This window comes from Cellulomonas phragmiteti (assembly GCF_016862775.1).
In the GTDB taxonomy this organism is placed as follows: domain Bacteria; phylum Actinomycetota; class Actinomycetes; order Actinomycetales; family Cellulomonadaceae; genus Cellulomonas; species Cellulomonas phragmiteti.
In genome coordinates, this window is record NZ_BONP01000027.1 from 1 (window position 1) to 22,749 (window position 22,749).

Genomic DNA, 22,749 nt, shown 5'->3' on the forward strand with positions numbered 1-22,749 from the left:
CGGGGGCGATGAGCTGGGCGGTGCCGGCGGACTCGGTGGCGGTGGTCGGCGGGGCGTCGGCCGGTGCGGTCGAGCTGCGTGAGGACGGGTCGTTCACCGCGGTGCTGGAGGTGGACCGGGCGGTCGTGGAGGCCAAGTCGCCGGTGGCCGGTGCGCGGTACGGGATCTACACGTACGCGGGGTCGGGGTCCACGGCGGCGGCGTACGAGACGTTCACGCCGCTGACGTTCGTCGAGCCGGCCCCCACGCCGACCCCCGTCCCGACGCCGACCGTCGGGCCCACGCCCACCCCGGTGCCCACCCCGGCGCCCACGCCCGACCCGACCACCCCGCCGGCACCGCAGCCCGCCGGCCCGTCGGTGACGCTCGAGCGGGTCCTGCGCACCGACGGCACGCTCGACCTCACGGTCCGCGGTGCCGGCTTCGGTGCCGCTGTCGGCGGCGCCGGTCTGTACGTGGCCGTCGGCCCGCTGGTCGGTGACGCGTGGTACCTCGACGCGTCGAGGTTCCAGGCCGCCACGTGGGTCAGCACCCGCGTGACGTCGCCGACCGCCGGCACGGCGCCGCTGTCCGCGGACGGCACGTTCACGGTGAGCTTCACGGGCCTCACCCGGACGTACGTCGGCGGCGGCACGGCCTACGACCACGCCGTCACACCGTTCCACGTCGTCACCATGGCGGCGCACGGGTCGAGCGACCGGTCGCTCGACACCGCGACGCCCCTGTCCTTCGAGGGGATGCCGCAGCTCCCGGCGGTGCCGGCGCCGGTCGTGCCCGGCCCCACCTCCGGGCTCGTCGTCGAGGGCCTCACCTCGGGTGCCGTCGTGGCGGGCGGCGTGCTGACGCTCACGGCGGACGGCTTCGCGCCGGGCGAGGCCGGTGTCCGGGTCGAGCTGCACTCCGACCCCGTCGTGCTGGCGCGCGGCCTGGTCGCCGACGCGTCGGGCGTGGTGACGACGTCCGTGACGGTCCCGGCGGCGACGCCCGCGGGACGGCACACGCTGGTGGTCGTCGGCGCGGGCCGCACCCTGCGGCAGGCCGTCACCGTGACGGCCGCCCCGGCCCGGTGCGTCGCCCGGTCCGTGTCCGGAGCCACCCTCACCTGGGGTGTGCGCGACAGCTTCCGCACCTACGTCACGGGGCCGGTGGCGCGTGGCACGGTGACGGCCTCGGGCGTCTCGGGCAGCGGTCCGTGGACCTGGTCGGGGGGAACGGGCCGCATCGACCCCGGGGGCCCCGCGGGCGCTGCGTCGTGGTCGGGGAGCGTGGCGTTCGCGGGCCACGGCGGCCAGCTCGCCCTGACGATCGCCGACCCGCGCGTCCAGGTCACGAGCGCGTCGTCCGCCACCCTCACGGCGACCGTGACGTCGCCCGACGGCGCGTCGCGCGTCACGCTCGCGACGCTGGCGCTGTCGGCGGGCTCGCGGTCGACGAGCGAGGGCAGGGTGGCGTACACGGGTGTGCCCGCGACGCTGACGGCGGCAGGAGCGGCGGGGTTCGCGGGGTTCTACGCGGCCGGTGAGCCGCTCGACATGGTCGCGTTCACGCTCCCGCTGGGTGGTCAGGTGGAGTGCGACGCGAGCACGGGCCTGGCCGCGACGGGAGCCGACGCGGCGGCGTCGGCCGGCGTCGGGGCGGGGTTCGTCCTGGTCGGCGCCCTGCTGGTCGGTCTCGCCCGGCGCCGGCGGGGGGCCGCGGTCTAGCGCCCGGTCGCACGCACGAGGGGGGTGGCACCGCACGGTGCCACCCCCCTCGTGCGTCGTCGGCTACAGCCCGTGCGCCGCCGCGAGGTCCGCGAACATCGCCCGGTTGAGCCGGAACGCGAGCCGCGCCTCCGCGACCACCGCCGCGCGCTGCCCCGCGTCGAGGTCCAGGGCGTCGAGCCGCTCGCGGTAGACGTCCTTGAACGGCTTGAGCCGGTGGATCTGCGGGAAGTCGTAGAACGAGACCCCCGCGCCCGACAGCCCGTGGTGGCGCGCGATCATCCGCTGCAGCACCTGGCCGCCCGACAGGTCACCGAGGTAGCGGGTGTAGGCGTGCGCGGCGTAGTGAGGCAGGTCGTCGCCGACCGCCGCGAGGCGTGCGACGTACGCGGCCGTGGCGGGCAGCACGCGCACCCGCGTCCGCCAGTCCTCGCCCAGCAGGTGGGTGAGGTCGGCCTCGATGGCCGGGACGCGGACCAGCTCGGGGAACACCAGGTCGCCGTGCGTGCCTGCGGCGACGAGCCGGTCGCCCGCTGCCTCGAGCGCGGTGTAGACGGCGTGCTGCTGCGCGGCGAGGTCGACGTACCCGGCCAGCGGCAGGCTGCCACCGACGAGGTGCTCGACGAAGACGGAGCGCTCGGCGTCCTCGTGGTCCTGGCGGGTGCCGGCGCGCAGCGCGGCCGACAACGGCGTCGCGGGGGCGGCGTCGAGCACCGGCTCGGTGGGGGTGGTGGTCACGGTGGGGGCTCCCGGTGGTCCGGTGGGGGACGGCTGCCTTGCTGACGCTCTGTCAGGACGCCACGCTAGATCAGGTGAGGCTCTCCTAACAAGAGTGGGTGTCCAGGTCGTCGGCGCCCGCAGCCCGGACGTCACGTCCGCGCCGTACGCCCGCGCCCTATCCTGGGCGTCGGCCGGGCAGCGCCTCGCGCGATCGCCCGACCTCGACGTCCCACCCCCGCGGCCCCCGTCGACCGCCCGTTCGGAAGGCACCCGTCGTGGCCCTCACCCCCGGCTCCCGTCCGCCCCTGCGCGTCGCCGTCCTCGGCTGCGGCGTCGTCGGGACGGAGGTCGTGCGCCGGCTGGTCACGGAGGGCGACGAGCTCGCCGCCCGCGTCGGCACCCGGCTCGAGCTCGTCGGCATCGCCGTCCGCTCGCTCGACGCCGAGCGGGACGAGGTGGTCGACCGGGACCTGCTGACGACCGACGCCGACGCGCTCGTGCGCTCGGCCGACGTGGTCGTCGAGCTCATGGGCGGCATCGAGCCCGCACGGTCGCTGGTGCTGGCGGCGCTCGGCGCCGGCGCCTGCGTCGTGACGGCGAACAAGGCCCTGCTCGCGCAGGACGGCCCCACCCTCTACGCGGCGGCGGACGCCGCGGGCGTGGACCTCTACTTCGAGGCCGCGGTGGCCGGCGCGATCCCCATCGTGCGGCCGGTCCGTGAGTCGCTCGCCGGCGACACCGTGCAGCGGCTGCTCGGCATCGTCAACGGCACCACCAACTACGTGCTCGACTCGATGACCACCGAGGGGCTCGACCTGGAGCAGGCCGTCAAGGAGGCCCAGGCGCTCGGTTACGCCGAGGCGGACCCGACCGCGGACGTCGAGGGGTACGACGCCGCCGCCAAGGCCGCGATCCTCGCCTCGCTCGCGTTCCACACCCGGGTGGCCCTCGACGACGTCGACCGCACCGGCATCACCGCTCTCACGGCCGCCGACGTCGCCTGGGCCGAGCGCACGGGCCACGTGCTCAAGCTGCTCGCGGTGGCCGAGCGGGCGCGCACGGCCGAGGGCCGCGACGGTGTCCTCGTCCGCGTGCAGCCCACGCTCGTGCCCGCCGACCACCCGCTCGCCGGCGTGCGCCAGGCGTTCAACGCGGTCTTCGTCGAGGCCGAGGCCGCGGGGGAGCTCATGTTCTACGGGCGCGGCGCGGGCGGCGCGCCCACGTCGTCGGCCGTCCTCGGGGACCTGGTCTCGGTCGCCCGGCACCGGGTGCTCGGCGGCAAGGGCCCCGTCGAGTCGTCCCACGCCGACCTGCCGGTCCTCGACCGCGGCGAGGCGCGCTCGCGCTACCAGGTCCGGCTCGAGGTCGACGACCGCCCGGGCGTCCTGTCCAGGGTCGCGGCCGAGCTCGCCGCGCAGGACGTGTCGATCGAGTCCGTGCGCCAGACCCCCCAGCTCACGGGTGACGACGCCTCGGCGACGCTCGTCATCACCACGCACACCGCTCCCGAGCGTGCGGTGCGCGCCACGGTCGAGGCCGTGGCGGCGCTCCCCGTGGTGCGCCAGGTCGTGTCCGTGCTGCCCGTCCTGTGACCACCCACCCCACCCACGCGAGGAACCGAACCCCCATGGCCCACCAGTGGCGCGGCGTCATCGCCGAGTACGCCGACCGTCTGCCCGCCCGCGTCCAGGAGCGCGTCGTCACGCTGGGGGAGGGCGGCACGCCTCTCGTGCACGCCCCGGTGCTCTCGGACCGCACGGGTGCCGACGTGCACGTCAAGGTCGAGGGCATGAACCCGACGGCGTCCTTCAAGGACCGCGGGATGACGACGGCGATCTCGGCGGCCGCCGCGCGTGGCGCGCGCGCCGTGGTCTGCGCGTCGACGGGCAACACCTCGGCGTCGGCGGCCGCGTACGCGACGCGCGCCGGCATGGTCTGCGCGGTGCTCGTGCCGGACGGCAAGATCGCGATGGGCAAGCTCAGCCAGGCGATCGCCCACGGCGCGCGGCTGCTGCAGGTCGACGGCAACTTCGACGACTGCCTCGTCGCGGCCCGCAAGCTCGCCGAGGCGTACCCCGTCGAGCTGGTCAACTCCGTCAACCCCGACCGCATCGAGGGGCAGAAGACCGCGGCCTTCGAGATCGTGGACGCGCTCGGCGACGCCCCGGACATCCACTGCCTGCCGGTCGGCAACGCGGGCAACATCACCGCCTACTGGCGGGGCTACCGCGAGTACGCAGGGCTCGACGCGGGCGCGGACCTGCCCGCCGTTGCGACCCGGACCCCGGCCGTCTGGGGCTTCCAGGCCGCCGGCGCCGCCCCGATCGTGCTCGGCCACCCCGTCGACACGCCGGAGACCATCGCGACCGCGATCCGCATCGGCAACCCCGCGTCCTGGCAGCAGGCCGAGGAGGCGCGCGACGTGTCCGGCGGCGTCATCGAGGCCGTCACCGACGCCCAGATCCTCGCGGCCCACCGCGTGCTGTCCGCCGAGGTCGGCGTCTTCGTCGAGCCGGCGTCCGCGGCCGGTGTCGCCGGCCTGCTGGCGCGCGCGGAGCGTGGCCTGGTCCCCGCGGGGGCGCGCATCGTCGTCACCGTCACGGGGCACGGCCTGAAGGACCCGCAGTGGGCGCTGCGCACGGCTGACGGCGACGAGGTGCAGCCCATGCGGGTCACCACGGACGTCGTGTCCATCGCCGACGCGCTCGGCCTGGGCTGAGCCGCCGTGCGGCTGCGCTCGGCGCACGTGCGGGTCCGTGTCCCCGCCACGTCCGCGAACCTGGGACCGGGCTTCGACGCGCTCGGGCTGGCGCTGGGGCTGCACGACGAGCTCGAGGTGCGCGCGCTCGGTACCGCCGACGTGCGCGTGGAGGTGCAGGGGGAAGGTGCCGGCACCGTCCCCGGCGACGACACGCACCTCGTGGTGCGCGCGCTGCGCGCCGCGCTCGACCACGTCGGCGCGCCGCAGACCGGCCTGCACCTCGTCTGCCGCAACCGCGTCCCGCACGGCCGCGGGCTGGGGTCGTCGGCGGCGGCGGTCGTCGCCGGGGTGCTCGCGGCGCGCGGGCTGGTGGCGGAGCCCGAGGCGCTCGACGACGACGTCGCGCTGGCGCTCGCGACGCGGCTCGAGGGCCACCCCGACAACGCCGCGCCCGCGCTGCTCGGCGGGCTGACGGTCGCCTGGTCCGACGACGCCGAGCCGGCCCAGGGGGAGGACGGACCTGCGGGCGCGGTCCACGCGGCGCGGCTCGCGGTGCACCCCGACGTCGCGCCCGTCGCGATCATCCCGCCGGGCCACCTCTCGACGCACGCGGCGCGCGGCGTGCTGCCCGCCCATGTGCCCCACGGTGACGCGGCGTGGCAGGCCGGTCGGTCGGCGCTGCTCGTCGAGGCGCTGGGGCGCCGGCCCGACCTGCTCCTCGCGGCCACGGGTGACCGGCTGCACCAGGGGTACCGGCGTCGCGTGATGCCCGCCTCGCTCGCGCTCGTCGACGCGCTGCGCGAGCAGGGGGTAGCGGCCGTGGTGTCCGGCGCCGGGCCGACCGTGCTCGTCCTGGCGCGACGTCGGGACGACGGCGGCACGGACGCGGACGCCGCGATCGCGGCGGCGTTCGGCGGCGTGATGGCGGGCTGGCGGGTGCTGCCGCTGCCGGTGGCGGTCGAGGGCGCTTCGGTCACGGCGATGCTCGACTGAGTCGCGTCCTGCGGGCCGCGGGTCCCCGGCGGGGTGAACCGCGCAGGGCCGGACCGGCGGCCGTGACCACGGTGCTAGGCTGAGCGCGTTCCCCGGACCTCGTCCTCCGGCCCCCTGTGGATCCGCCAGTGATCCGCCGGTGGACCTCCTCCGGTCCCCGGCTCCCGACCATCTCCTGGATCCCGCCGGACGGTCACCCGAGTCGACGACGAGGGGAACACCCCGCCAGCGTGAGCAGACGTCGTCGTACGCAGCGCGCGTGGCACCACTCCGTCAGGTCATGCCGACCGGGCGCAGGCCCCCTCCCGGGCGGACCGGGCGGGCCCCGACGAGGGGGAAGGATCCTTCGTGACAGACACCATCGACGCCGCCACGACCACCACGGGCGGCTCGGGTCCCGGCATCGCCGCGATGCGGCTGCCGGAGCTCCAGGCGCTGGCCTCGCAGCTCGGCGTGAAGGGCACGAGCAAGATGCGCAAGGGCGACCTCGTGCAGGCGATCACCGCGGCCCGCTCCGGCGGCGAGCGGCCCCAGGCCCTCGAGACGCGCGCGACGACGCGCCGTGCACGGGCCGTGGTCGACGAGGACTCCGCGCAGCGCGCGCCGGTGGACGACGCCCCGGCGGAGCGCCCCGCGCGCTCCCGGGAGCGCGCCGGGGGCGGCCGGGACGCCCTCGCCGGGCTCGAGGCGGCGCTCGACGCGCGCCTCGCGCCGGCCGAGCAGCGGGACGACCGGGCCGCGCGCGCCACGGACGCCGTGAGCACCGTGACGGGCGAGCGCCGGTCGCGTCGCGCGGGTCGTGGCGCGGGTGCGCCCGCAGGTCCCGAGAACGCCCCGCAGCGGGACGACCAGGACGAGCGCCAGCAGGACGACCGTCAGCAGGGCGAGCGTCAGCAGGGCGAGCGTCCGCAGAACGACCGTCCGCAGAACGACCGTCAGCAGGGCGACCGCCGGCAGGGTGGCCAGAACGGCGGCCAGGCCGCCCAGGGTGCCGCGGCCACCGCCGGTGCGCCGGCCTCCGGCGACCGCCTCGACGACGACGAGCGCGGCGGGCGTCGGCGACGCTCGCGCGACCGCTTCCGTGACCGCGACCGGGACCGCAAGCGCGGGCGTCCGCGCACCGGCCAGGGCGACCTGGCGGGCCTGGACGAGGTCGAGGTGACCGAGGACGACGTGCTGCTGCCCGTCGCCGGGATCCTCGACGTGCTCGACTCCTACGCGTTCGTCCGCACCACGGGCTACCTGCCCGGGCCCAACGACGTGTACGTCTCGCTCAACCAGGTCAAGAAGCACGGCCTGCGCCGCGGCGACGCGATCACCGGTGCCGTACGCCAGCCGCGCGAGGGCGAGCAGACGCCGCAGGGCAACCGGCCCAACAAGTTCAACGCGCTGGTCCGCCTCGACTCCGTCAACGGCGCGGGCGCCGACGAGGCGCGCGAGCGCCCGGAGTTCAGCAAGCTCACACCCCTGTACCCGCAGGAGCGGCTGCGCCTGGAGACCGAGCCGGGTCGTCTGACGCCGCGCGTCATCGACATCGTCGCGCCCATCGGCAAGGGCCAGCGCGGGCTGATCGTCGCGCCGCCCAAGGCGGGCAAGACGATCATCATGCAGCACATCGCGAACGCGATCACCACGAACAACCCCGAGGTCCACCTCATGGTCGTGCTCGTCGACGAGCGGCCCGAGGAGGTCACCGACATGGAGCGGACCGTGAAGGGCGAGGTCATCGCCTCGACCTTCGACCGGCCCGCCTCGGACCACACCATCGTCGCGGAGCTCGCGATCGAGCGGGCCAAGCGCCTGGTCGAGCTCGGCCAGGACGTGGTCGTGCTGCTCGACTCCCTGACCCGCCTGTCGCGCGCCTACAACCTGGCCGCACCGGCGTCGGGCCGGATCCTGTCCGGTGGTGTCGACGCCTCGGCGCTCTACCCGCCCAAGCGGTTCTTCGGTGCGGCGCGCAACATCGAGAACGGTGGCTCGCTGACGATCCTCGCCTCGGCCCTGGTCGAGACGGGCTCGAAGATGGACGAGGTCATCTTCGAGGAGTTCAAGGGCACCGGGAACATGGAGCTGCGGCTGTCGCGCTCGCTCGCGGACAAGCGCATCTTCCCGGCGGTGGACGTCAACGCGTCCGGCACCCGCCGCGAGGAGGTCCTCATGAGCAACGACGAGCTGAAGATCATCTACAAGCTGCGCCGGGTGCTCGGTGGCCTGGACCAGCAGCAGGCCATCGAGCTGCTGCTGGGCAAGCTCCGCGAGACCAAGTCGAACGTCGAGTTCCTGCTGCAGGTGCAGAAGACGACGCCGGGCCACAACGGCCCCGCCCTCGAGGAGGGTGTCGGCAAGGTCGTCTGACCCGTCGACGACCCCCGACGGCCCCGCCCCCTCCCCGGGGGGACGGGGCCGTCGGCGCGTCCGGCCCCCCGGCGGCTCCCGGACGGCCGTGCCCGCTAGCCTGGTCCCGTGCCGCCGTTCGACGCCGTTGACCCCGCGACCGCGCTCGCCGGTCCCGAGGCGCTGGCGCTCGCGGTGCTGCTGCTCGTGGTCGCGCTGGTGGTCAGGGGGCGGCGTCGCCGCCCACGTCCACGTCCGCGCCGACGCACGCCGGGCACGTCGTGGGGCGTGCCGCGGGTCGGGGAGATCTGGTTCGCCGAGGTGCCGTTCGACGACGGGACCGGCAGCAAGGACCGGCCGGTGCTGGTGCTCGCCGTCGACCGGCGCACGTGGGAGGTCGCCCGGTTCACGTCGCAGGACCGCAGCGCGCGACGGGACCACGTGCGCCTGCCGCCCGGGTTCCCCGGCCTGACGCGCGCGAGCTGGATCGACCTGCGTCCCCGCACGCTGCCGCTGTCGGCCGCGCGCCGCCGGTCCGGCGACGCGGGCGAGGCGCTCGTCGCCTGGTACCGGGAGGCGGCCGGCGCCCGCGGCCCCTTCGGGCGCGCGTCCTGACCCCAGCAGCAGGCATCCGCGGCGGGGAAGGTTTCACGCCCGTGCGCCGTTCTGGCACAATGGTCCGTCGGTCTGCGGTTCACCGGCGCGAGACGCGCGTCCGGACCCGGAGGCAAACCCCAAGGAGAACTCCCGTGAAGTCTGGCATCCACCCGGAGTACGTGGTCACCGAGGTCACGTGCACCTGCGGCAGCACGTTCGTCACCCGCTCGACGGTGAAGGACGGCAAGATCCACGCCGACGTCTGCAGCGCCTGCCACCCGTTCTACACGGGCAAGCAGAAGATCCTCGACACCGGCGGCCGCGTGGCCCGGTTCGAGGCCCGCTACGGCAAGAAGCCGGCCAACTAGCTCTTCCACAGCGCCGGTGCGACCGGCGGACGACGGCCCTCCATGGTCGTGTCCGCCCGCGCACCGGCGCTGTTGCTGTGTCCGCGCCCGACAGGTGCGCGTCCGTGACCGGTGGGAGGACAGCCCGTGGACCAGCTCGACGGCGTCGAGGCCATGCTCGTGGAGCACGCGGAGATCGAGCGCGACCTCTCCGACCCCGTCGTGCACGCCGACGCGGCGCGGGCGCGGCGGCTCGGCCGGCGCTACGCCGAGCTGGGGCGCGTCGTGCAGGCGTACCGGCAGTGGCGCGCTGCCGCCGAGGACGCCGAGGCGGCCGCCGAGCTCGCCGCGGAGGACGACGCCTTCGCGGTCGAGGTGCCGGCGCTGCAGGCCGCCGCGGCCGACGCCGCCGATCGGCTGCACCGCGTGCTCGTGCCGCGGGACCCGGACGACGCGCGCGACGTCATCCTCGAGGTCAAGGCGGGGGAGGGCGGCGAGGAGTCCGCGCTGTTCGCCGGTGACCTGCTGCGCATGTACACGCGGTACGCCGAGCGTCAGGGCTGGAGCGTGCAGGTCCTCGACGCGACGCCGTCCGACCTCGGGGGCGTCAAGGACGCGCAGGTCGCGATCAAGGCCCGGACGGCCGGCCCGCCCGAGGACGGCGTGTGGGCGCACCTGAAGTACGAGGGCGGCGTCCACCGCGTGCAGCGCGTGCCCGTCACCGAGTCGCAGGGGCGCATCCACACGTCGGCGGCCGGGGTCATGGTCTTCCCCGAGGCGGACGACGACGGCGACGTCGAGGTGGACCAGAACGACCTGCGCATCGACGTGTACCGCTCGTCGGGTCCGGGCGGGCAGTCCGTCAACACGACCGACTCGGCCGTGCGCATCACGCACCTGCCCACGGGCATCGTCGTCTCGATGCAGAACGAGAAGTCCCAGCTGCAGAACCGCGAGCAGGCGATGCGCGTGCTCCGCGCACGTCTGCTCGCCGCGCGCCAGGAGGAGGCCGCCGCCGCGGCGAGCGAGGCGCGGCGCTCCCAGGTGCGCACGGTGGACCGCTCGGAGCGGATCCGGACGTACAACTTCCCCGAGAACCGCATCGTGGACCACCGCACCGGCTACAAGTCGTACAACCTGGACCAGGTGCTCGACGGCGACCTCGGCGCCGTCATCGCGTCCGCGGTCGACGCGGACGACGCAGCGCGCCTCGCCGCGGCGGGCGGTGGCGCCGCGTGAGCGGCGGGGTCGCGCCCACCGTCCCCGGTCTGCGGGCCCTCGTCGACGGGGCGACGACGGTCCTCACCGAGGCCGGCGTCCCGTCCCCCCGGCACGACGCCCTCGCGCTCGCGGCGTTCGCCCTCGGGCTGCCCCGCGTCGAGCTCGCGCTCCCGCCGCCGTTGCCCGACGGCTTCGCGGCGGAGTACGCCGAGCTCGTCGAGCGACGGCGGGCGCGCGAGCCCCTGCAGCACGTCGTCGGGTACACCGTGTTCCGGTACGTGACGCTGCGCGTCGAGCCGGGCGTGTTCGTCCCGCGACCCGAGACGGAGACGGTGGCGCAGATCGCGATCGACGAGGCCGCCGCGCGCGCGGCGCGCGGCGCGGAGCCGCTCGTCGTCGACCTGTGCACCGGCACCGGCGCGATCGCGATCTCCGTCGACACCGAGGTGGCGGGCAGCCGCGTCGTCGCGGTGGACCTGGCGGACGCGGCCGTGGGGCTGGCGCGGGCCAACGCGGGCGCGATCGCGAGCCCTCGGCTGCGCGTGGTCCAGGGCGACGCCTGCGACCCCCGGCTGCTCGCCGACCTCGACGGGACGGTGGACGTCGTCGTCTCCAACCCGCCGTACATCCCGCCCGACGCGGTGCCGCTGGACCCCGAGGTGCGGGACCACGACCCCGACGTGGCCCTCTACGGCGGGGGCGCCGACGGGCTCGACGTGCCGCGGGCGGTCATCGCCGCCGCGGCGCGGCTGCTCGCACCGGGCGGTCTGCTGGTCATGGAGCACGCGGAGGTCCAGGACGCGGCAGCGCGTGCGGCAGCGGCCGCGACCGGCGCCTTCGAGGACGTGCGCACGGTGCCGGACCTCACCGGTCGGCCCCGCACGCTCGTCGCGCGGCGGGTCGCGCACCCGGTCGTGGGAGACTCGCCCGCGTGAGCCTCATCCGGATCAAGGACGCGACCGACCCGGCGACCTGGGGCCCGGCGATCGACGAGGCGGTCAACGCCGTCGGCCGTGGCGAGCTGGTCGTCCTGCCCACCGACACGGTCTACGGGATCGGCGCCGACGCGTTCGACCCGCGCGCCGTGCAGGGTCTCCTCGACGCCAAGGGCCGCGGTCGGCAGATGCCCCCGCCCGTGCTCATCCCGGACGTGCGGACGCTCGACGGGCTGGCCACCGACGTGCCGGACGCGGTCCGTGCGCTCGCGGAGGCGTTCTGGCCCGGCGGCCTCACCGTCATCCTGCGGGCCCAGCCCTCGCTCGCGTGGGACCTGGGGGAGACGCGCGGCACCGTCGCCCTGCGCATGCCGGACCACCCGGTCGCGCTCGCGCTGCTGCGCCGCACGGGACCGCTCGCCGTGTCCAGCGCGAACCTCACGGGCCGTCCGGCGGCCACCACCGCCGCCGAGGCGTACCGGCAGCTGGGGGCCAAGGTGCCGGTGTTCCTCGACGGCGGGACCGCGCCCGGCGGGGTCGCCTCGACGATCGTCGACGCGACGGGCGACGTCCTGCGCGTCGTGCGCCTCGGAGCGATCGACCTCGCGGCGCTGGCCGCCGTGGCGCCCGTCATGGCCCCGCGGCCCGCAGCCGACGCGGTCCCGCCCGCGCAGCCGGACGACGCCCCGACCGACGACGCGCCGGCCGACGACGCCCCGCCGGAGGCCCCCGCGCCGTGAGGACCTACCTGCTGGTCGCGGTCATCGCCGCCGTGGTGACCTACCTGACGACGCCGCTCGCGCGGTGGTGCGCCCTGCGCTGGGGTGCCATCACCGCCGTGCGCGACCGTGACGTCCACGCCATCCCGACGCCGCGCCTGGGGGGCATGGCGATGTTCGCCGGCCTCCTGGTCGCGCTGCTCATGGGCTCGCAGCTGGCGTTCCTCGAGCCGGTGTACGCCAACCCGCGGCCGATCTTCGGCATCGTCGGCGGCGCCGCGCTGGTGTGCGCCCTCGGTGTGGCGGACGACATCTGGGACCTCGACTGGCTCACCAAGCTCATGGGGCAGGTGCTCGCCGCGGGGTTCCTCGCGTGGCAGGGCGTGCTGCTCTACACGCTGCCCATCGGGGGCGTGCTCAGCGGCTCGGCGCGCACGGCGGTGTTCGTCACCGTGGTGTCCGTGGTGGTGGCGATGAACGCCGTGAACTTCGTCGACGGCCTGGACGGGCTGGCCGCCGGCGTCCTGGCGATCGGCGGCGCGGCGTTCTTCCTGTACGCGTACCTGCTGACGCAGAACACGAGCCGGGACGACTACTCGAACCTCGCGACGCTCGTGGTGGGGGTCATGGTGGGGGTGTGCGTCGGGTTCCTCCCGCACAACCTGTACCCGGCCCGCATCTTCATGGGGGACTCCGGCTCGATGCTGCTCGGGTTCGTCATGGCGGCCGCCGCGATCGTGGTGACCGGGCAGATCGACCCGGCGGCGGTCGTCGACCGCGTGCGGTTCCCCGCGTACGTGCCGATCCTGCTGCCGGTCGCGGTCCTCGTGCTCCCGCTGCTGGACATGGGGCTGGCGATCCTGCGGCGGGTGCTGCAGGGCAAGAGCCCGTTCCACCCCGACCGCCTGCACCTGCACCACCGGCTGCTGGCTCTCGGCCACAGCCACCGGCGCGCCGTGCTCATCATGTACGTGTGGACCGCCGTCCTGGCGTTCGGCGTCGCGGCGCTGGCCGTGCTGTCGACCACCACGGTGCTCGTCGCGACCGGTGTCGGCGTGGTGGTCGCGACCGCCCTGACCCTCGGCCCCCTGCGTGGCTCGGGCCGTGCGCCCGTCCCCGACGAGGCCGAGCACGCGACCCGCACCTGATCACCGACCGATCGGAGACCACCGTGACCAGCCCGGCCGACCCCCTGGCCCCCGAGGCGCAGGCCGCGATCCGCGCGGTGCTCCACCGGGCGCTGCGCGACCTGCTCGTCCTGCTTGCCGTGCTCGTCGTGCTGGGGGTGGTCGTCGGCGGACTGGTCGCCGGCGTGGCCGGCGTCTGGGGAGCGCTCGTGGGGGCCGCGCTGGCCCTGCTGTTCTCCGGGACGACCATCTGGTCGATGCTGCGCACCGTCCGCTCCGGGCTCGGGCAGATGTCGGCGCTGGTCATGGGCGCGTGGCTCGTGAAGGTCGTCGTGCTGGTGGTCGTGCTCGCCGTGCTGCGGGGGATGGACTTCTACCACCCGGGCGTCCTCGTGGTGGTGCTCACCCTCGGCGTCGTCGGCTCCGCGTTCGCGGACTACCGCGCGGTCGGGGCCAGCCGGACACCGTACGTGGTACCGGTCACGACGAGGCGGGACCAAGAGCCCGGGACCGCGGACGCGGGTCATGGTGACGGCCCGGGATAGGTTACGCTTCCCCCGAATCCACGACGTCCAGGTGCCGGGCCGCGCTCGCATCCGCGTTCGCGTCGGCAGACCACACGACCACAGGAGTTCGTTCTGTCCAGCCTCTCGACGATCCTGCCGTTCGCCGCGTCGCAGGACGGCGGGTTCCACGCGCCGACGATCGCGGAGTTCTTCCCGCCCGCCGTGCTCTTCGAGGGCACCGCGTTCGAGCTGAACCGCATCATCCTCGTGCGCATCCTGTCGACCGTGGTGCTCGTCACCCTCTTCCTGGTGGCAGCCCGGCGCGCGCGCCTCGTGCCCGGCCGCGGCCAGAACGTGGCCGAGCTCGCCCTCGACTTCGTGCGGGTCAACATCGCCGAGGAGATCATCGGCAAGGCGACCGCACGCCGGTACATCCCGCTGCTGACGACCATCTTCTTCGCCGTGCTCGCGATGAACATCACGGGCGTCATCCCGGGCCTGAACATCGCGAGCTCGTCGCTCATCGGCTTCCCGCTCGTCATGGCGGTCATCGCCTTCGTCGCGTTCATCGTCGTCGGGATCCGGTCCCACGGGGCCCTCGGGTACCTGCGCACGACGCTGTTCCCCTCGGGCGTGCCGTGGCCGGTGTACATCATCCTCACGCCGATCGAGCTCATCTCGACCTTCATCCTGCGGCCGGCGACGCTCACGATCCGTCTGCTCGTCAACATGGTCGCCGGGCACCTGCTGCTCGTGCTGTGCTTCGCCGCCACCCACTTCCTCTTCTTCGAGGCGGCGGGCGCGCTCAAGGCGATCGGCGTGGTCACGCTCGCCGCAGGTCTGGCCTTCACGCTCTTCGAGATCTTCATCGCCGCGCTGCAGGCGTACATCTTCACGCTGCTGACGGCGGTGTACATCAGCATCTCGCAGGAGGCGCACTAGCCCCCGCGTCGACGGCCCGCCGGGCCGTCGACCCAGGACGTCGGAGGAACCGGACGAGGGTCCGGCCCCGCCAACCGGAAGGAAGAACACTCGTGGAGATCACGGGCAACATCGCAACGATCGGTTTCGGCCTGGCCGCGCTCGGCCCCGGCATCGGCCTGGGCATCATGGTCGCCAAGACGCAGGAGGCGACCGCACGCCAGCCCGAGGTGGCCGGCCTGCTGCGCACCAACATGTTCATCGCCCTGGCGGCCATCGAGGCGCTCGGTCTGATCGGCTTCGCCGCCGGATTCGTCTTCTGATCCGATGATCGCGACGACTCTCGTCCTGGCGGCAGAGGAGGGCAGCGGCTCGCTGCTCCTCCCGCCGTTCTACGACGTCCTGTGGTCGGCGGTCTGTGCGGCGATCATCGGCTACGTCTTCTGGAAGAAGGTGCTGCCGGTCTTCACGCGCATCCTCGACGAGCGCACCGAGCTCATCGAGGGCGGGCTGAAGCGCGCCGAGGTCGCCCAGGAGGAGGCTGCCGCGCTGATCGAGCAGTACCGCGCCCAGCTCGACGAGGCGCGTCTGGAGGCTGCGCGCGTCCGTGAGGAGGCGCGCGCCGAGGGCCAGACGATCCTGGCGGAGCTGCGGGCGAAGGCTGCGGCCGACGCCGAGCGGATCGTGCAGAACGCCCACCGGCAGATCGAGGCGGAGCGCAAGGCCGCGGAGATCTCGCTGCGCACGGACGTCGGCACGCTGGCGACCGATCTCGCAGCGCGGATCCTCGGCGAGTCGCTCTCCGAGGACGCCCGTGCCGCCCGCGTGGTGGACAGGTTCCTCGACGAGCTCGACGAGAACCTCGGCGCGCCTGTCGAGGCACCGGGCGCGGACAGCGTCAGGGGCCGTTGATGCGTGGCGCGAGCGAGCAGGCCCTGACGGCGGCGGAGGACCGGTTCGAGCCGGTGCTCGCCGCCCTGGGGCCCGGTGCGGCGACGGTCGGCGACCAGCTCTTCGCGGTGGTCGACCTGCTCGAGGCGCACTCGTCCCTGCGCCGCGCGCTCACGGATCCGGGCGCCACGGGTGAGGCGAAGGCCGCCCTGGTGACCGGCGTGCTCGGGGGCCGGGTCGACGGGAAGGTCGTGGACCTCCTCGCCGGCATGGTGCGAGGACGCTGGTCCAGCGAGCTCGACCTGCTCGACGCCGTCGCGCACCTCGCCGCGGTCGCGGTCCTCGCAGCCGCGCAGGCGGGTGGGGACCTCGAGCGCGTCGAGGACGAGCTGTTCCGGGTCGACCGGCTGCTCGTGGCCAACCGTGAGGTCCGGGCGGCGCTGGCCGACCGCAGGACCGACGTGTCGCGTCGCCTGGCTCTCGTGCGGGACCTGCTCGCCGACAAGGTGGCACCCGCCACGCTCACCCTGGTCTCGCGCGCCGTGGCCGTGCCCCGCAAGCGGTCGCTGACCGCAGCGATCATCGAGCTCGGGCGGGTGGCGGCCGCACGTCGCCGTCGTCTCGTGGCCAAGGTCACCGCCGCGAGCGTGCTGACCACCGCCCAGCGTGCCCGGGTCGAGACCTTCCTGACCCGCCGCTACGGGCGTCAGGTCCAGCTCAACGTCTCCGTCGACCCCGCAGCCCTGGGCGGGCTGCGGATCCAGGTGGGCGCCGACGTCATCGACACGACCGTTCGCGCACGCCTGGACGACGCCCGCCGCCGGCTCGCCGGCTGACGCCCACTCACGACTCACCCACCCGCCGGTCCGCACCGGGCGGACACGACAGGAGTTACCGCTGATGTCTGAGCTGACGATCCGGCCGGAGGAGATCCGCGCCGCGCTGGACAGCTTCGTGAAGTCCTACCAGCCGACCGACGCGGTCGCCGAGGAGGTCGGGCGCGTGACGCTCGCCGCCGACGGCATCGCGCAGGTCGAGGGCCTTCCCGGGGCCATGGCCAACGAGCTGCTGCGCTTCGAGGACGGCACGCTCGGCCTGGCGCTGAACCTCGACGTGCGGGAGATCGGCGTCGTGGTGCTCGGCGAGTTCGCCGGCATCGAGGAGGGCCAGGAGGTCCGACGCACCGGCGAGGTCCTGTCGGTCGCCGTCGGTGACGGCTACCTCGGTCGCGTCGTGGACCCGCTCGGCGCGCCGATCGACGGTCTGGGCGACGTCGCGACGGACGCGCGCCGCGCGCTGGAGCTGCAGGCCCCCGGTGTCATGGCGCGCAAGTCGGTCCACGAGCCGCTGCAGACCGGTCTCAAGGCCATCGACTCGATGATCCCGATCGGCCGCGGCCAGCGCCAGCTCATCATCGGCGACCGCCAGACGGGCAAGACGGCGATCGCGATCGACACGATCATCAACCAGAAGGCCAACTGGGACTCGGGCGACCCGACCAAGCAGGTCCGGTGCATCTACGTCGCGATCGGCCAGAAGGGCTCGACGATCGCCGCCGTGCGCGGCGCGCTCGAGGAGGCCGGGGCGCTCGAGTACACGACGATCGTCGCGGCTCCCGCCTCGGACCCGGCCGGCTTCAAGTACCTCGCCCCCTACACCGGCTCGGCCATCGGCCAGCACTGGATGTACCAGGGCAAGCACGTCCTCATCGTCTTCGACGACCTGTCCAAGCAGGCCGAGGCCTACCGTGCCGTGTCGCTGCTGCTGCGGCGCCCGCCGGGCCGCGAGGCGTACCCCGGTGACGTCTTCTACCTGCACTCCCGCCTGCTGGAGCGCTGCGCGAAGCTCTCGGACGAGCTGGGCGCGGGCTCGATGACGGGCCTGCCGGTCATCGAGACCAAGGCGAACGACGTGTCGGCGTACATCCCGACCAACGTCATCTCGATCACCGACGGCCAGATCTTCCTGCAGTCGGACCTCTTCAACGCCGACCAGCGCCCCGCCGTCGACGTCGGCATCTCGGTGTCCCGCGTCGGTGGCGCCGCGCAGGTCAAGGCGATGAAGCAGGTCTCCGGCACGCTCAAGCTCGACCTGGCGCAGTACCGCTCGCTCGAGGCGTTCGCGATGTTCGCGTCCGACCTGGACGCGGCCTCCCGCGCCCAGCTGACCCGTGGGGCGCGCCTCATGGAGCTGCTCAAGCAGGGCCAGTACTCGCCGTACCCGGTCGAGGACCAGGTCGCCGCGATCTGGGCCGGCACCAAGGGCCGGCTCGACGACGTCGCGATCGAGGACGTCCGCCGGTTCGAGTCCGAGATGCTCGACCACCTGCGTCGCAAGACCGACGTGCTGTCCACGATCGCGAGCACCGGCAAGCTCGACGAGGCCACGGAGTCGGCCCTCGGCGACGCGATCGAGGACTTCCGCAACGGGTTCCTCACGTTCGACGGCACCCCGCTCGTGGGCGGGGCGGTCGAGGACGAGCACGTGGAGGTCGAGCAGGAGCAGATCGTCCGCCAGAAGCGAGGCTGAGCATGGCGGGCAAGCAGCGCATCTACAAGGCGCGGATCAAGAGCACCCAGTCGCTCAAGAAGATGTTCCGTGCGCAGGAGCTGATCGCGGCGTCCCGGATCGGCAAGGCGCGCGACCGCGTGGCCATGGCGACGCCGTACGCCCGTGCGATCACGCGTGCGGTGTCGGCCGTGGCGACCCACTCCGACGTGTCGCACCCGTTCCTCGTGGAGCGGGACGACGTGCCGCGGGTGGCCGTGCTGCTCGTCGCGTCGGACCGCGGCATGGCGGGCGCGTACTCCGCGAGCGTCATCCGGGAGACCGAGCGCCTCGTCCAGCGGCTCGAGGGCGAGGGCAAGCAGGTCGCGCTCTACGTCGCCGGACGGCGCGCCGTGGCGTTCTACCGGTTCCGGCAGCGCGAGCTGGCGGGGCAGTGGACGGGCTTCTCGGACGCCCCGACGCCGCAGATCGCCGACGAGATCGCCGACGCCCTGCTCGCGGCGTTCACCGCGCCGGTCGAGGAGGGCGGCGTGGGCGAGGTGCACGTCGTGTTCACGCAGTTCGTGAACATGGTGACGCAGCGCCCGCGCGTGATCCGGATGCTCCCGCTCGAGGTCGTGGAGGGCGTCGCCGCCGTCGGCGAGCACGACGCGCTGCCGCTGTACGAGTTCGAGCCCAGCCCGGAGGAGGTGCTGGACGCGCTGCTGCCGCGCTACGTGCGCACGCGCATCTACGCGAACCTCCTGCAGGCGGCGGCCTCCGAGCTCGCCGCGCGCCAGCGGGCGATGCACACCGCGACCGACAACGCCGAGGACCTCATCCGCACCTACACGCGACTGGCCAACCAGGCGCGCCAGGGCGAGATCACGCAGGAGATCAGCGAGATCGTGTCGGGAGCCGACGCGCTCGCGTCCTCCTGACACGCACGACAGCACGACACCGACCCCAGCCGGGCGGCCCAGCGGCCCGGACGAGCGAAGCGAGGCAGACATGACCGCCACCACCGTCGACGCGACGGCCGCCACCGGCACGCCCGGCGTCGGCCGGGTCGCGCGGGTCATCGGGCCCGTCGTGGACATCGAGTTCCCGCCGGACCAGATCCCGGAGATCTACAACGCGCTCGAGGTCGACATCGACCTCTCGACGCAGGGCGAGGGGGAGGCCGCCGGTGGCTTCACCATGACCCTGGAGGTCGAGCAGCACCTCGGCGACTCCCTGGTCCGGGCGATCGCGCTCAAGCCGACCGACGGCCTGGTCCGTGGTGCGCAGGTGCGCGACACGGGTCAGCCGATCTCCGTGCCCGTCGGGGACGTCACCAAGGGGCACGTCTTCAACGTCATCGGCGAGGTGCTCAACCTCGCCGAGGGCGAGAAGCTCGAGATCACCGAGCGCTGGCCGATCCACCGCAAGCCCCCGGCGTTCGACCAGCTCGAGTCCAAGACGCAGATGTTCGAGACGGGCATCAAGGTCATCGACCTGCTCACCCCGTACGTGCTGGGCGGCAAGATCGGCCTGTTCGGCGGTGCCGGCGTCGGCAAGACGGTCCTCATCCAGGAGATGATCCAGCGCGTCGCGCAGGACCACGGCGGTGTCTCGGTGTTCGCCGGTGTCGGCGAGCGCACGCGTGAGGGCAACGACCTCATCGTCGAGATGGAGGAGGCGGGCGTCTTCGACAAGACGGCCCTCGTCTTCGGCCAGATGGACGAGCCGCCGGGCACGCGTCTGCGCGTCGCCCTGTCCGCGCTGACGATGGCGGAGTACTTCCGCGACGTCCAGAAGCAGGACGTGCTGCTGTTCATCGACAACATCTTCCGCTTCACGCAGGCGGGCTCCGAGGTCTCCACGCTGCTCGGCCGCATGCCGTCCGCGGTGGGCTACCAGCCCAACCTCGCGGACGAGATGGGCCAGCTCCAGGAGCGCATCACCTCGACGCGCGGTCACTCGATCACGTCGCTGCAGGCCATCTACGTGCCGGCCGACGACTACACCGACCCCGCGCCGGCGACGACCTTCGCGCACCTCGACGCGACCACGGAGCTGAGCCGTGAGATCGCCTCGCGCGGTCTGTACCCGGCCGTCGACCCGCTGGCCTCGACCAGCCGGATCCTCGACCCGCGGTACGTCGGCCAGGAGCACTACGACGTCGCGACGCGGGTCAAGTCGATCCTGCAGCGCAACAAGGAGCTCCAGGACATCATCGCGATCCTCGGCGTCGACGAGCTGTCGGAGGAGGACAAGACGATCGTCGCGCGCGCGCGCCGCATCCAGCAGTTCCTCTCCCAGAACACCTACATGGCGGAGAAGTTCACCGGCGTCGTCGGCTCGACGGTGCCCGTGAGCGAGACCGTCGAGGCGTTCAAGAAGATCGCCGACGGGGAGTTCGACCACATCTCCGAGCAGGCCTTCTTCAACATCGGCGGCCTCGAGGACCTCGAGCGCAACTGGGCCCGCATCCAGAAGGAGTACGGCGTCTGAGCCCTCGGGCACGGACGACCTACCCCACGCACACAGGAGGCAGCACGGTGGCACAGCTCGAGGTCGACGTCGTCGCGGCGGACGGCAAGGTGTGGTCCGGGTCCGCGCGCCAGGTGTCGGCACCGGCGGCGGACGGTGACGTCGGCATCCTCGCGGGGCACACGCCGCTGCTGTCGGTGCTGCGCCCCGGCGCGGTCCGTGTGGTCCCGGTCGATGGTGGCGCGACGTTGTCCTGGCACGTCGACGGCGGCTTCATGTCCGTCGACTCCGACCAGGTCACGGTGGTGGTCGACTCGGTCGCGAAGGCGACCACGGCTGCCGCGACCGGGCACTGACGCGGCGGACGGCGACGTGGAGGTCGCGGCGTGAGCGGTGCGGCGTGGTTCGCCGTCCTCGTGGCGTCGTCGGTCCTCCTCGTCGGCGTCGTCGGGGCCGTCTGGCTCTCGCGGACCCGGGCGCTGTCGCGTCGCGTGGGGTCGTTCTCGTGCCTCCTCGTCGAGGGTGACGCCGCGGGCGCCGCGTCGTCGGCGCGCGGTGTCGGCCAGTACGGGGCGGTGACCCTCTACTGGTGGCGGCGGTCGTCGATCATGCCGCGGCCGGCGCGGACGTGGTCGCGCAGCAGCATCGTCGTGCTGGAGCGCACCGTCCTGCCGCCGGTCCCGGGGCGCCCCCAGGCGGTCGTGGCACACTGCCGGGTCGTCCCGTCGTCCGGGGGTGGTCCCCGCGAGATCCGGCTGCAGATGTCCGCAGACGCCTACGCCGGCTTCACGTCGTGGCTGGAGGCCACGCCGTCCCGGGTCGGCAAGGTCATCTGAGGTCCGCAGCAGATCGGGAGGAGCGCACATGCGCCTGGTGGTGGCGGAGTGCGCCGCGCGGTACACGGGTCGGTTGTCGGCGCACCTGCCGCGCGCGCGCCGGCTGGTCGTGGTCAAGGCCGACGGGTCGGTGCTGCTGCACTCCGACGGCGGCTCGTACAAGCCGCTGAACTGGATGAGCCCGCCCTGCTCGCTGGCGGTGGCGGAGCCCGACGCGGACCAGGCCGCCGCCGGTGTGACCCAGGTGTGGACGGTGCAGCACGCCAAGTCCGACGACCGCCTCGTCATCGACCTGTTCGACGTGCACCACGACTCGGCCCACGAGCTGGGGGTCGATCCGGGCCTGGTGAAGGACGGCGTCGAGGCGCACCTGCAGGAGTTGCTCGCGGCGCAGATCGCCCTGCTGGGCTCCGGGCACACGCTGGTGCGGCGCGAGTACCCGACCGCCATCGGGCCGGTCGACATCCTCGCCAAGGCGCCCGACGGCGGCACGGTCGCGGTGGAGATCAAGCGGCGCGGTGACATCGACGGTGTCGAGCAGCTGACCCGCTACCTCGACCTCCTCAACCGGGACCCGCTGCTGCGGCCGGTGCGCGGGGTCTTCGCGGCCCAGGAGATCAAGCCGCAGGCGCGCGTGCTCGCGGTCGACCGCGGCATCTCCTGCCTGGTGCTCGACTACGACGCGATGCGCGGGGTCGACGACGTCGACTCGCGCCTGTTCTGAGGGCGCCGTGCCCAGCACCGTCGCGGGGACGCGCGGTCGGCCCGTCCGCGGCGGGCGCGCGTGATCCGGCTCTGGACGGCACCGGCCGTGGCCGGCGTCGTGGCGGCCGTGCTGACGGTGTGGCTGGTCCGCGCCGTGGGCATCCTGCTCGCGCAGGGGCCCGGCTCGCCGGTCGTCACCGTCCCGTCCCTGTGGCTGCTGTACGCGGCGGGCCCGGCGGTGCTCTGCGCCGTGCCCCTGGTGGTCCTGGCGCGCGCCGTCCTCGCCCGGTTCGGCTCCTCGCCCGGGCTCTACACCGCCCTCGGGCTCGTGGGGGGCGCGGCGGTCGGCACGGCGCTGACGGGTGTGCTGCTCGCGGCGTGGCCGTGGCAGCTGGGTCCGGCGCTCGCGTGGGAGATGGTCGGGCTGCCGACGGTCGGCGGGATCGTGGGCGGCACGGTCGCGGGTCTCGTCGCCCGGCGGCGCGACGCGCGCGACGTGCCCGGGCGTCCGGACGACCGCTGAGCCGGACG

At 74.0% G+C, this 22,749-nt stretch carries 24 protein-coding genes; 23 read left to right on the forward strand and 1 reads right to left on the reverse strand.

The window, feature by feature from the left end; all coding sequences use genetic code 11:
* A partial coding sequence (locus Cph01nite_RS16380; protein ID WP_203675763.1) for an HtaA domain-containing protein occupies nt 1-1,703 on the forward strand: 1,703 nt, incomplete at its 5' end.
* A 63-nt stretch (nt 1,704-1,766) separates the two neighbouring features.
* Here the strand turns inward: Cph01nite_RS16380 and Cph01nite_RS16385 are convergent.
* On the reverse strand, nt 1,767-2,441 hold the full coding sequence (locus Cph01nite_RS16385; RefSeq protein ID WP_239069323.1) for a biliverdin-producing heme oxygenase: 675 nt from the start codon (nt 2,439-2,441) through the stop codon (nt 1,767-1,769).
* Nucleotides 2,442-2,698: 257 nt separating this feature from the next.
* Here Cph01nite_RS16385 and Cph01nite_RS16390 point away from each other — a divergent pair, with 257 nt between their 5' ends.
* The 22 genes from Cph01nite_RS16390 to Cph01nite_RS16495 all read left to right on the forward strand — a co-directional run bounded on the left by Cph01nite_RS16390 (nt 2,699) and on the right by Cph01nite_RS16495 (nt 22,741).
* A complete protein-coding gene (locus tag Cph01nite_RS16390) occupies nt 2,699-4,015 on the forward strand; it encodes a homoserine dehydrogenase (RefSeq protein WP_203675764.1) in 1,317 nt (438 codons plus the stop codon).
* A 35-nt stretch (nt 4,016-4,050) separates the two neighbouring features.
* Nucleotides 4,051-5,142: a threonine synthase gene (gene thrC / locus Cph01nite_RS16395; protein WP_203675765.1), complete on the forward strand. Its 1,092-nt coding sequence runs from the start codon at nt 4,051-4,053 to the stop codon at nt 5,140-5,142.
* A gap of 6 nt (nt 5,143-5,148) precedes the next feature.
* Complete coding sequence (gene thrB / locus Cph01nite_RS16400) at nt 5,149-6,117, forward strand: homoserine kinase (RefSeq protein WP_203675766.1); 969 nt, start codon at nt 5,149-5,151, stop codon at nt 6,115-6,117.
* 348 nt (nt 6,118-6,465) lie between these two features.
* A complete protein-coding gene (rho, locus tag Cph01nite_RS16405) occupies nt 6,466-8,472 on the forward strand; it encodes a transcription termination factor Rho (protein WP_203675767.1) in 2,007 nt (668 codons plus the stop codon).
* A 108-nt stretch (nt 8,473-8,580) separates the two neighbouring features.
* The gene (locus tag Cph01nite_RS16410; protein WP_203675768.1) at nt 8,581-9,066 is read left to right on the forward strand and encodes a type II toxin-antitoxin system PemK/MazF family toxin; all 486 of its coding nucleotides are present in this window, start codon (nt 8,581-8,583) and stop codon (nt 9,064-9,066) included.
* Between the two features lie 134 nt (nt 9,067-9,200).
* The gene (gene rpmE / locus Cph01nite_RS16415; protein WP_203675769.1) at nt 9,201-9,416 is read left to right on the forward strand and encodes a 50S ribosomal protein L31; all 216 of its coding nucleotides are present in this window, start codon (nt 9,201-9,203) and stop codon (nt 9,414-9,416) included.
* Nucleotides 9,417-9,569: 153 nt separating this feature from the next.
* The gene (gene prfA / locus Cph01nite_RS16420; RefSeq protein ID WP_203675799.1) at nt 9,570-10,634 is read left to right on the forward strand and encodes a peptide chain release factor 1; all 1,065 of its coding nucleotides are present in this window, start codon (nt 9,570-9,572) and stop codon (nt 10,632-10,634) included.
* A complete protein-coding gene (gene prmC / locus Cph01nite_RS16425) occupies nt 10,631-11,551 on the forward strand; it encodes a peptide chain release factor N(5)-glutamine methyltransferase (protein WP_203675770.1) in 921 nt (306 codons plus the stop codon). The genes prfA and prmC overlap by 4 nt, the downstream gene beginning before the upstream one ends.
* On the forward strand, nt 11,548-12,291 hold the full coding sequence (locus Cph01nite_RS16430; RefSeq protein WP_203675771.1) for an L-threonylcarbamoyladenylate synthase: 744 nt from the start codon (nt 11,548-11,550) through the stop codon (nt 12,289-12,291). Before prmC ends, Cph01nite_RS16430 begins: the two co-directional genes overlap by 4 nt.
* Nucleotides 12,288-13,418: an MraY family glycosyltransferase gene (locus tag Cph01nite_RS16435; RefSeq protein ID WP_203675772.1), complete on the forward strand. Its 1,131-nt coding sequence runs from the start codon at nt 12,288-12,290 to the stop codon at nt 13,416-13,418. Before Cph01nite_RS16430 ends, Cph01nite_RS16435 begins: the two co-directional genes overlap by 4 nt.
* A 23-nt stretch (nt 13,419-13,441) precedes the next feature.
* A complete protein-coding gene (locus Cph01nite_RS16440) occupies nt 13,442-13,942 on the forward strand; it encodes a Cg1360 family ATP-synthase-associated protein (protein WP_203675773.1) in 501 nt (166 codons plus the stop codon).
* A gap of 183 nt (nt 13,943-14,125) precedes the next feature.
* The gene (gene atpB, locus Cph01nite_RS16445) at nt 14,126-14,845 is read left to right on the forward strand and encodes a F0F1 ATP synthase subunit A (RefSeq protein WP_308439450.1); all 720 of its coding nucleotides are present in this window, start codon (nt 14,126-14,128) and stop codon (nt 14,843-14,845) included.
* A 92-nt stretch (nt 14,846-14,937) separates the two neighbouring features.
* A complete protein-coding gene (gene atpE / locus Cph01nite_RS16450; RefSeq protein ID WP_264158687.1) occupies nt 14,938-15,147 on the forward strand; it encodes an ATP synthase F0 subunit C in 210 nt (69 codons plus the stop codon).
* A gap of 4 nt (nt 15,148-15,151) precedes the next feature.
* The gene (locus Cph01nite_RS16455; RefSeq protein ID WP_203675774.1) at nt 15,152-15,736 is read left to right on the forward strand and encodes a F0F1 ATP synthase subunit B; all 585 of its coding nucleotides are present in this window, start codon (nt 15,152-15,154) and stop codon (nt 15,734-15,736) included.
* Nucleotides 15,736-16,551, forward strand: a complete 816-nt coding sequence (locus Cph01nite_RS16460) for a F0F1 ATP synthase subunit delta (protein ID WP_203675775.1) — start codon at nt 15,736-15,738, stop codon at nt 16,549-16,551. The genes Cph01nite_RS16455 and Cph01nite_RS16460 overlap by 1 nt, the downstream gene beginning before the upstream one ends.
* A 64-nt stretch (nt 16,552-16,615) precedes the next feature.
* The gene (gene atpA, locus Cph01nite_RS16465; protein WP_203675776.1) at nt 16,616-18,244 is read left to right on the forward strand and encodes a F0F1 ATP synthase subunit alpha; all 1,629 of its coding nucleotides are present in this window, start codon (nt 16,616-16,618) and stop codon (nt 18,242-18,244) included.
* Between the two features lie 2 nt (nt 18,245-18,246).
* Nucleotides 18,247-19,143, forward strand: a complete 897-nt coding sequence (locus Cph01nite_RS16470) for a F0F1 ATP synthase subunit gamma (protein WP_203675777.1) — start codon at nt 18,247-18,249, stop codon at nt 19,141-19,143.
* Nucleotides 19,144-19,213: 70 nt separating this feature from the next.
* Nucleotides 19,214-20,698, forward strand: a complete 1,485-nt coding sequence (gene atpD / locus Cph01nite_RS16475) for a F0F1 ATP synthase subunit beta (RefSeq protein ID WP_203675778.1) — start codon at nt 19,214-19,216, stop codon at nt 20,696-20,698.
* Nucleotides 20,699-20,745: 47 nt separating this feature from the next.
* Complete coding sequence (locus tag Cph01nite_RS16480) at nt 20,746-21,033, forward strand: F0F1 ATP synthase subunit epsilon (RefSeq protein ID WP_203675779.1); 288 nt, start codon at nt 20,746-20,748, stop codon at nt 21,031-21,033.
* A 30-nt stretch (nt 21,034-21,063) separates the two neighbouring features.
* Nucleotides 21,064-21,513, forward strand: coding sequence for a DUF2550 family protein (locus Cph01nite_RS16485; RefSeq protein ID WP_203675780.1), 450 nt, complete (start codon nt 21,064-21,066; stop codon nt 21,511-21,513).
* Nucleotides 21,514-21,541: 28 nt separating this feature from the next.
* The gene (nucS, locus tag Cph01nite_RS16490) at nt 21,542-22,237 is read left to right on the forward strand and encodes an endonuclease NucS (protein ID WP_203675781.1); all 696 of its coding nucleotides are present in this window, start codon (nt 21,542-21,544) and stop codon (nt 22,235-22,237) included.
* A gap of 60 nt (nt 22,238-22,297) precedes the next feature.
* Entirely contained in the window at nt 22,298-22,741 is a 444-nt protein-coding gene (locus Cph01nite_RS16495) for a hypothetical protein (RefSeq protein WP_203675782.1), read from the forward strand.
* Nucleotides 22,742-22,749: the final 8 nt, after the last annotated feature.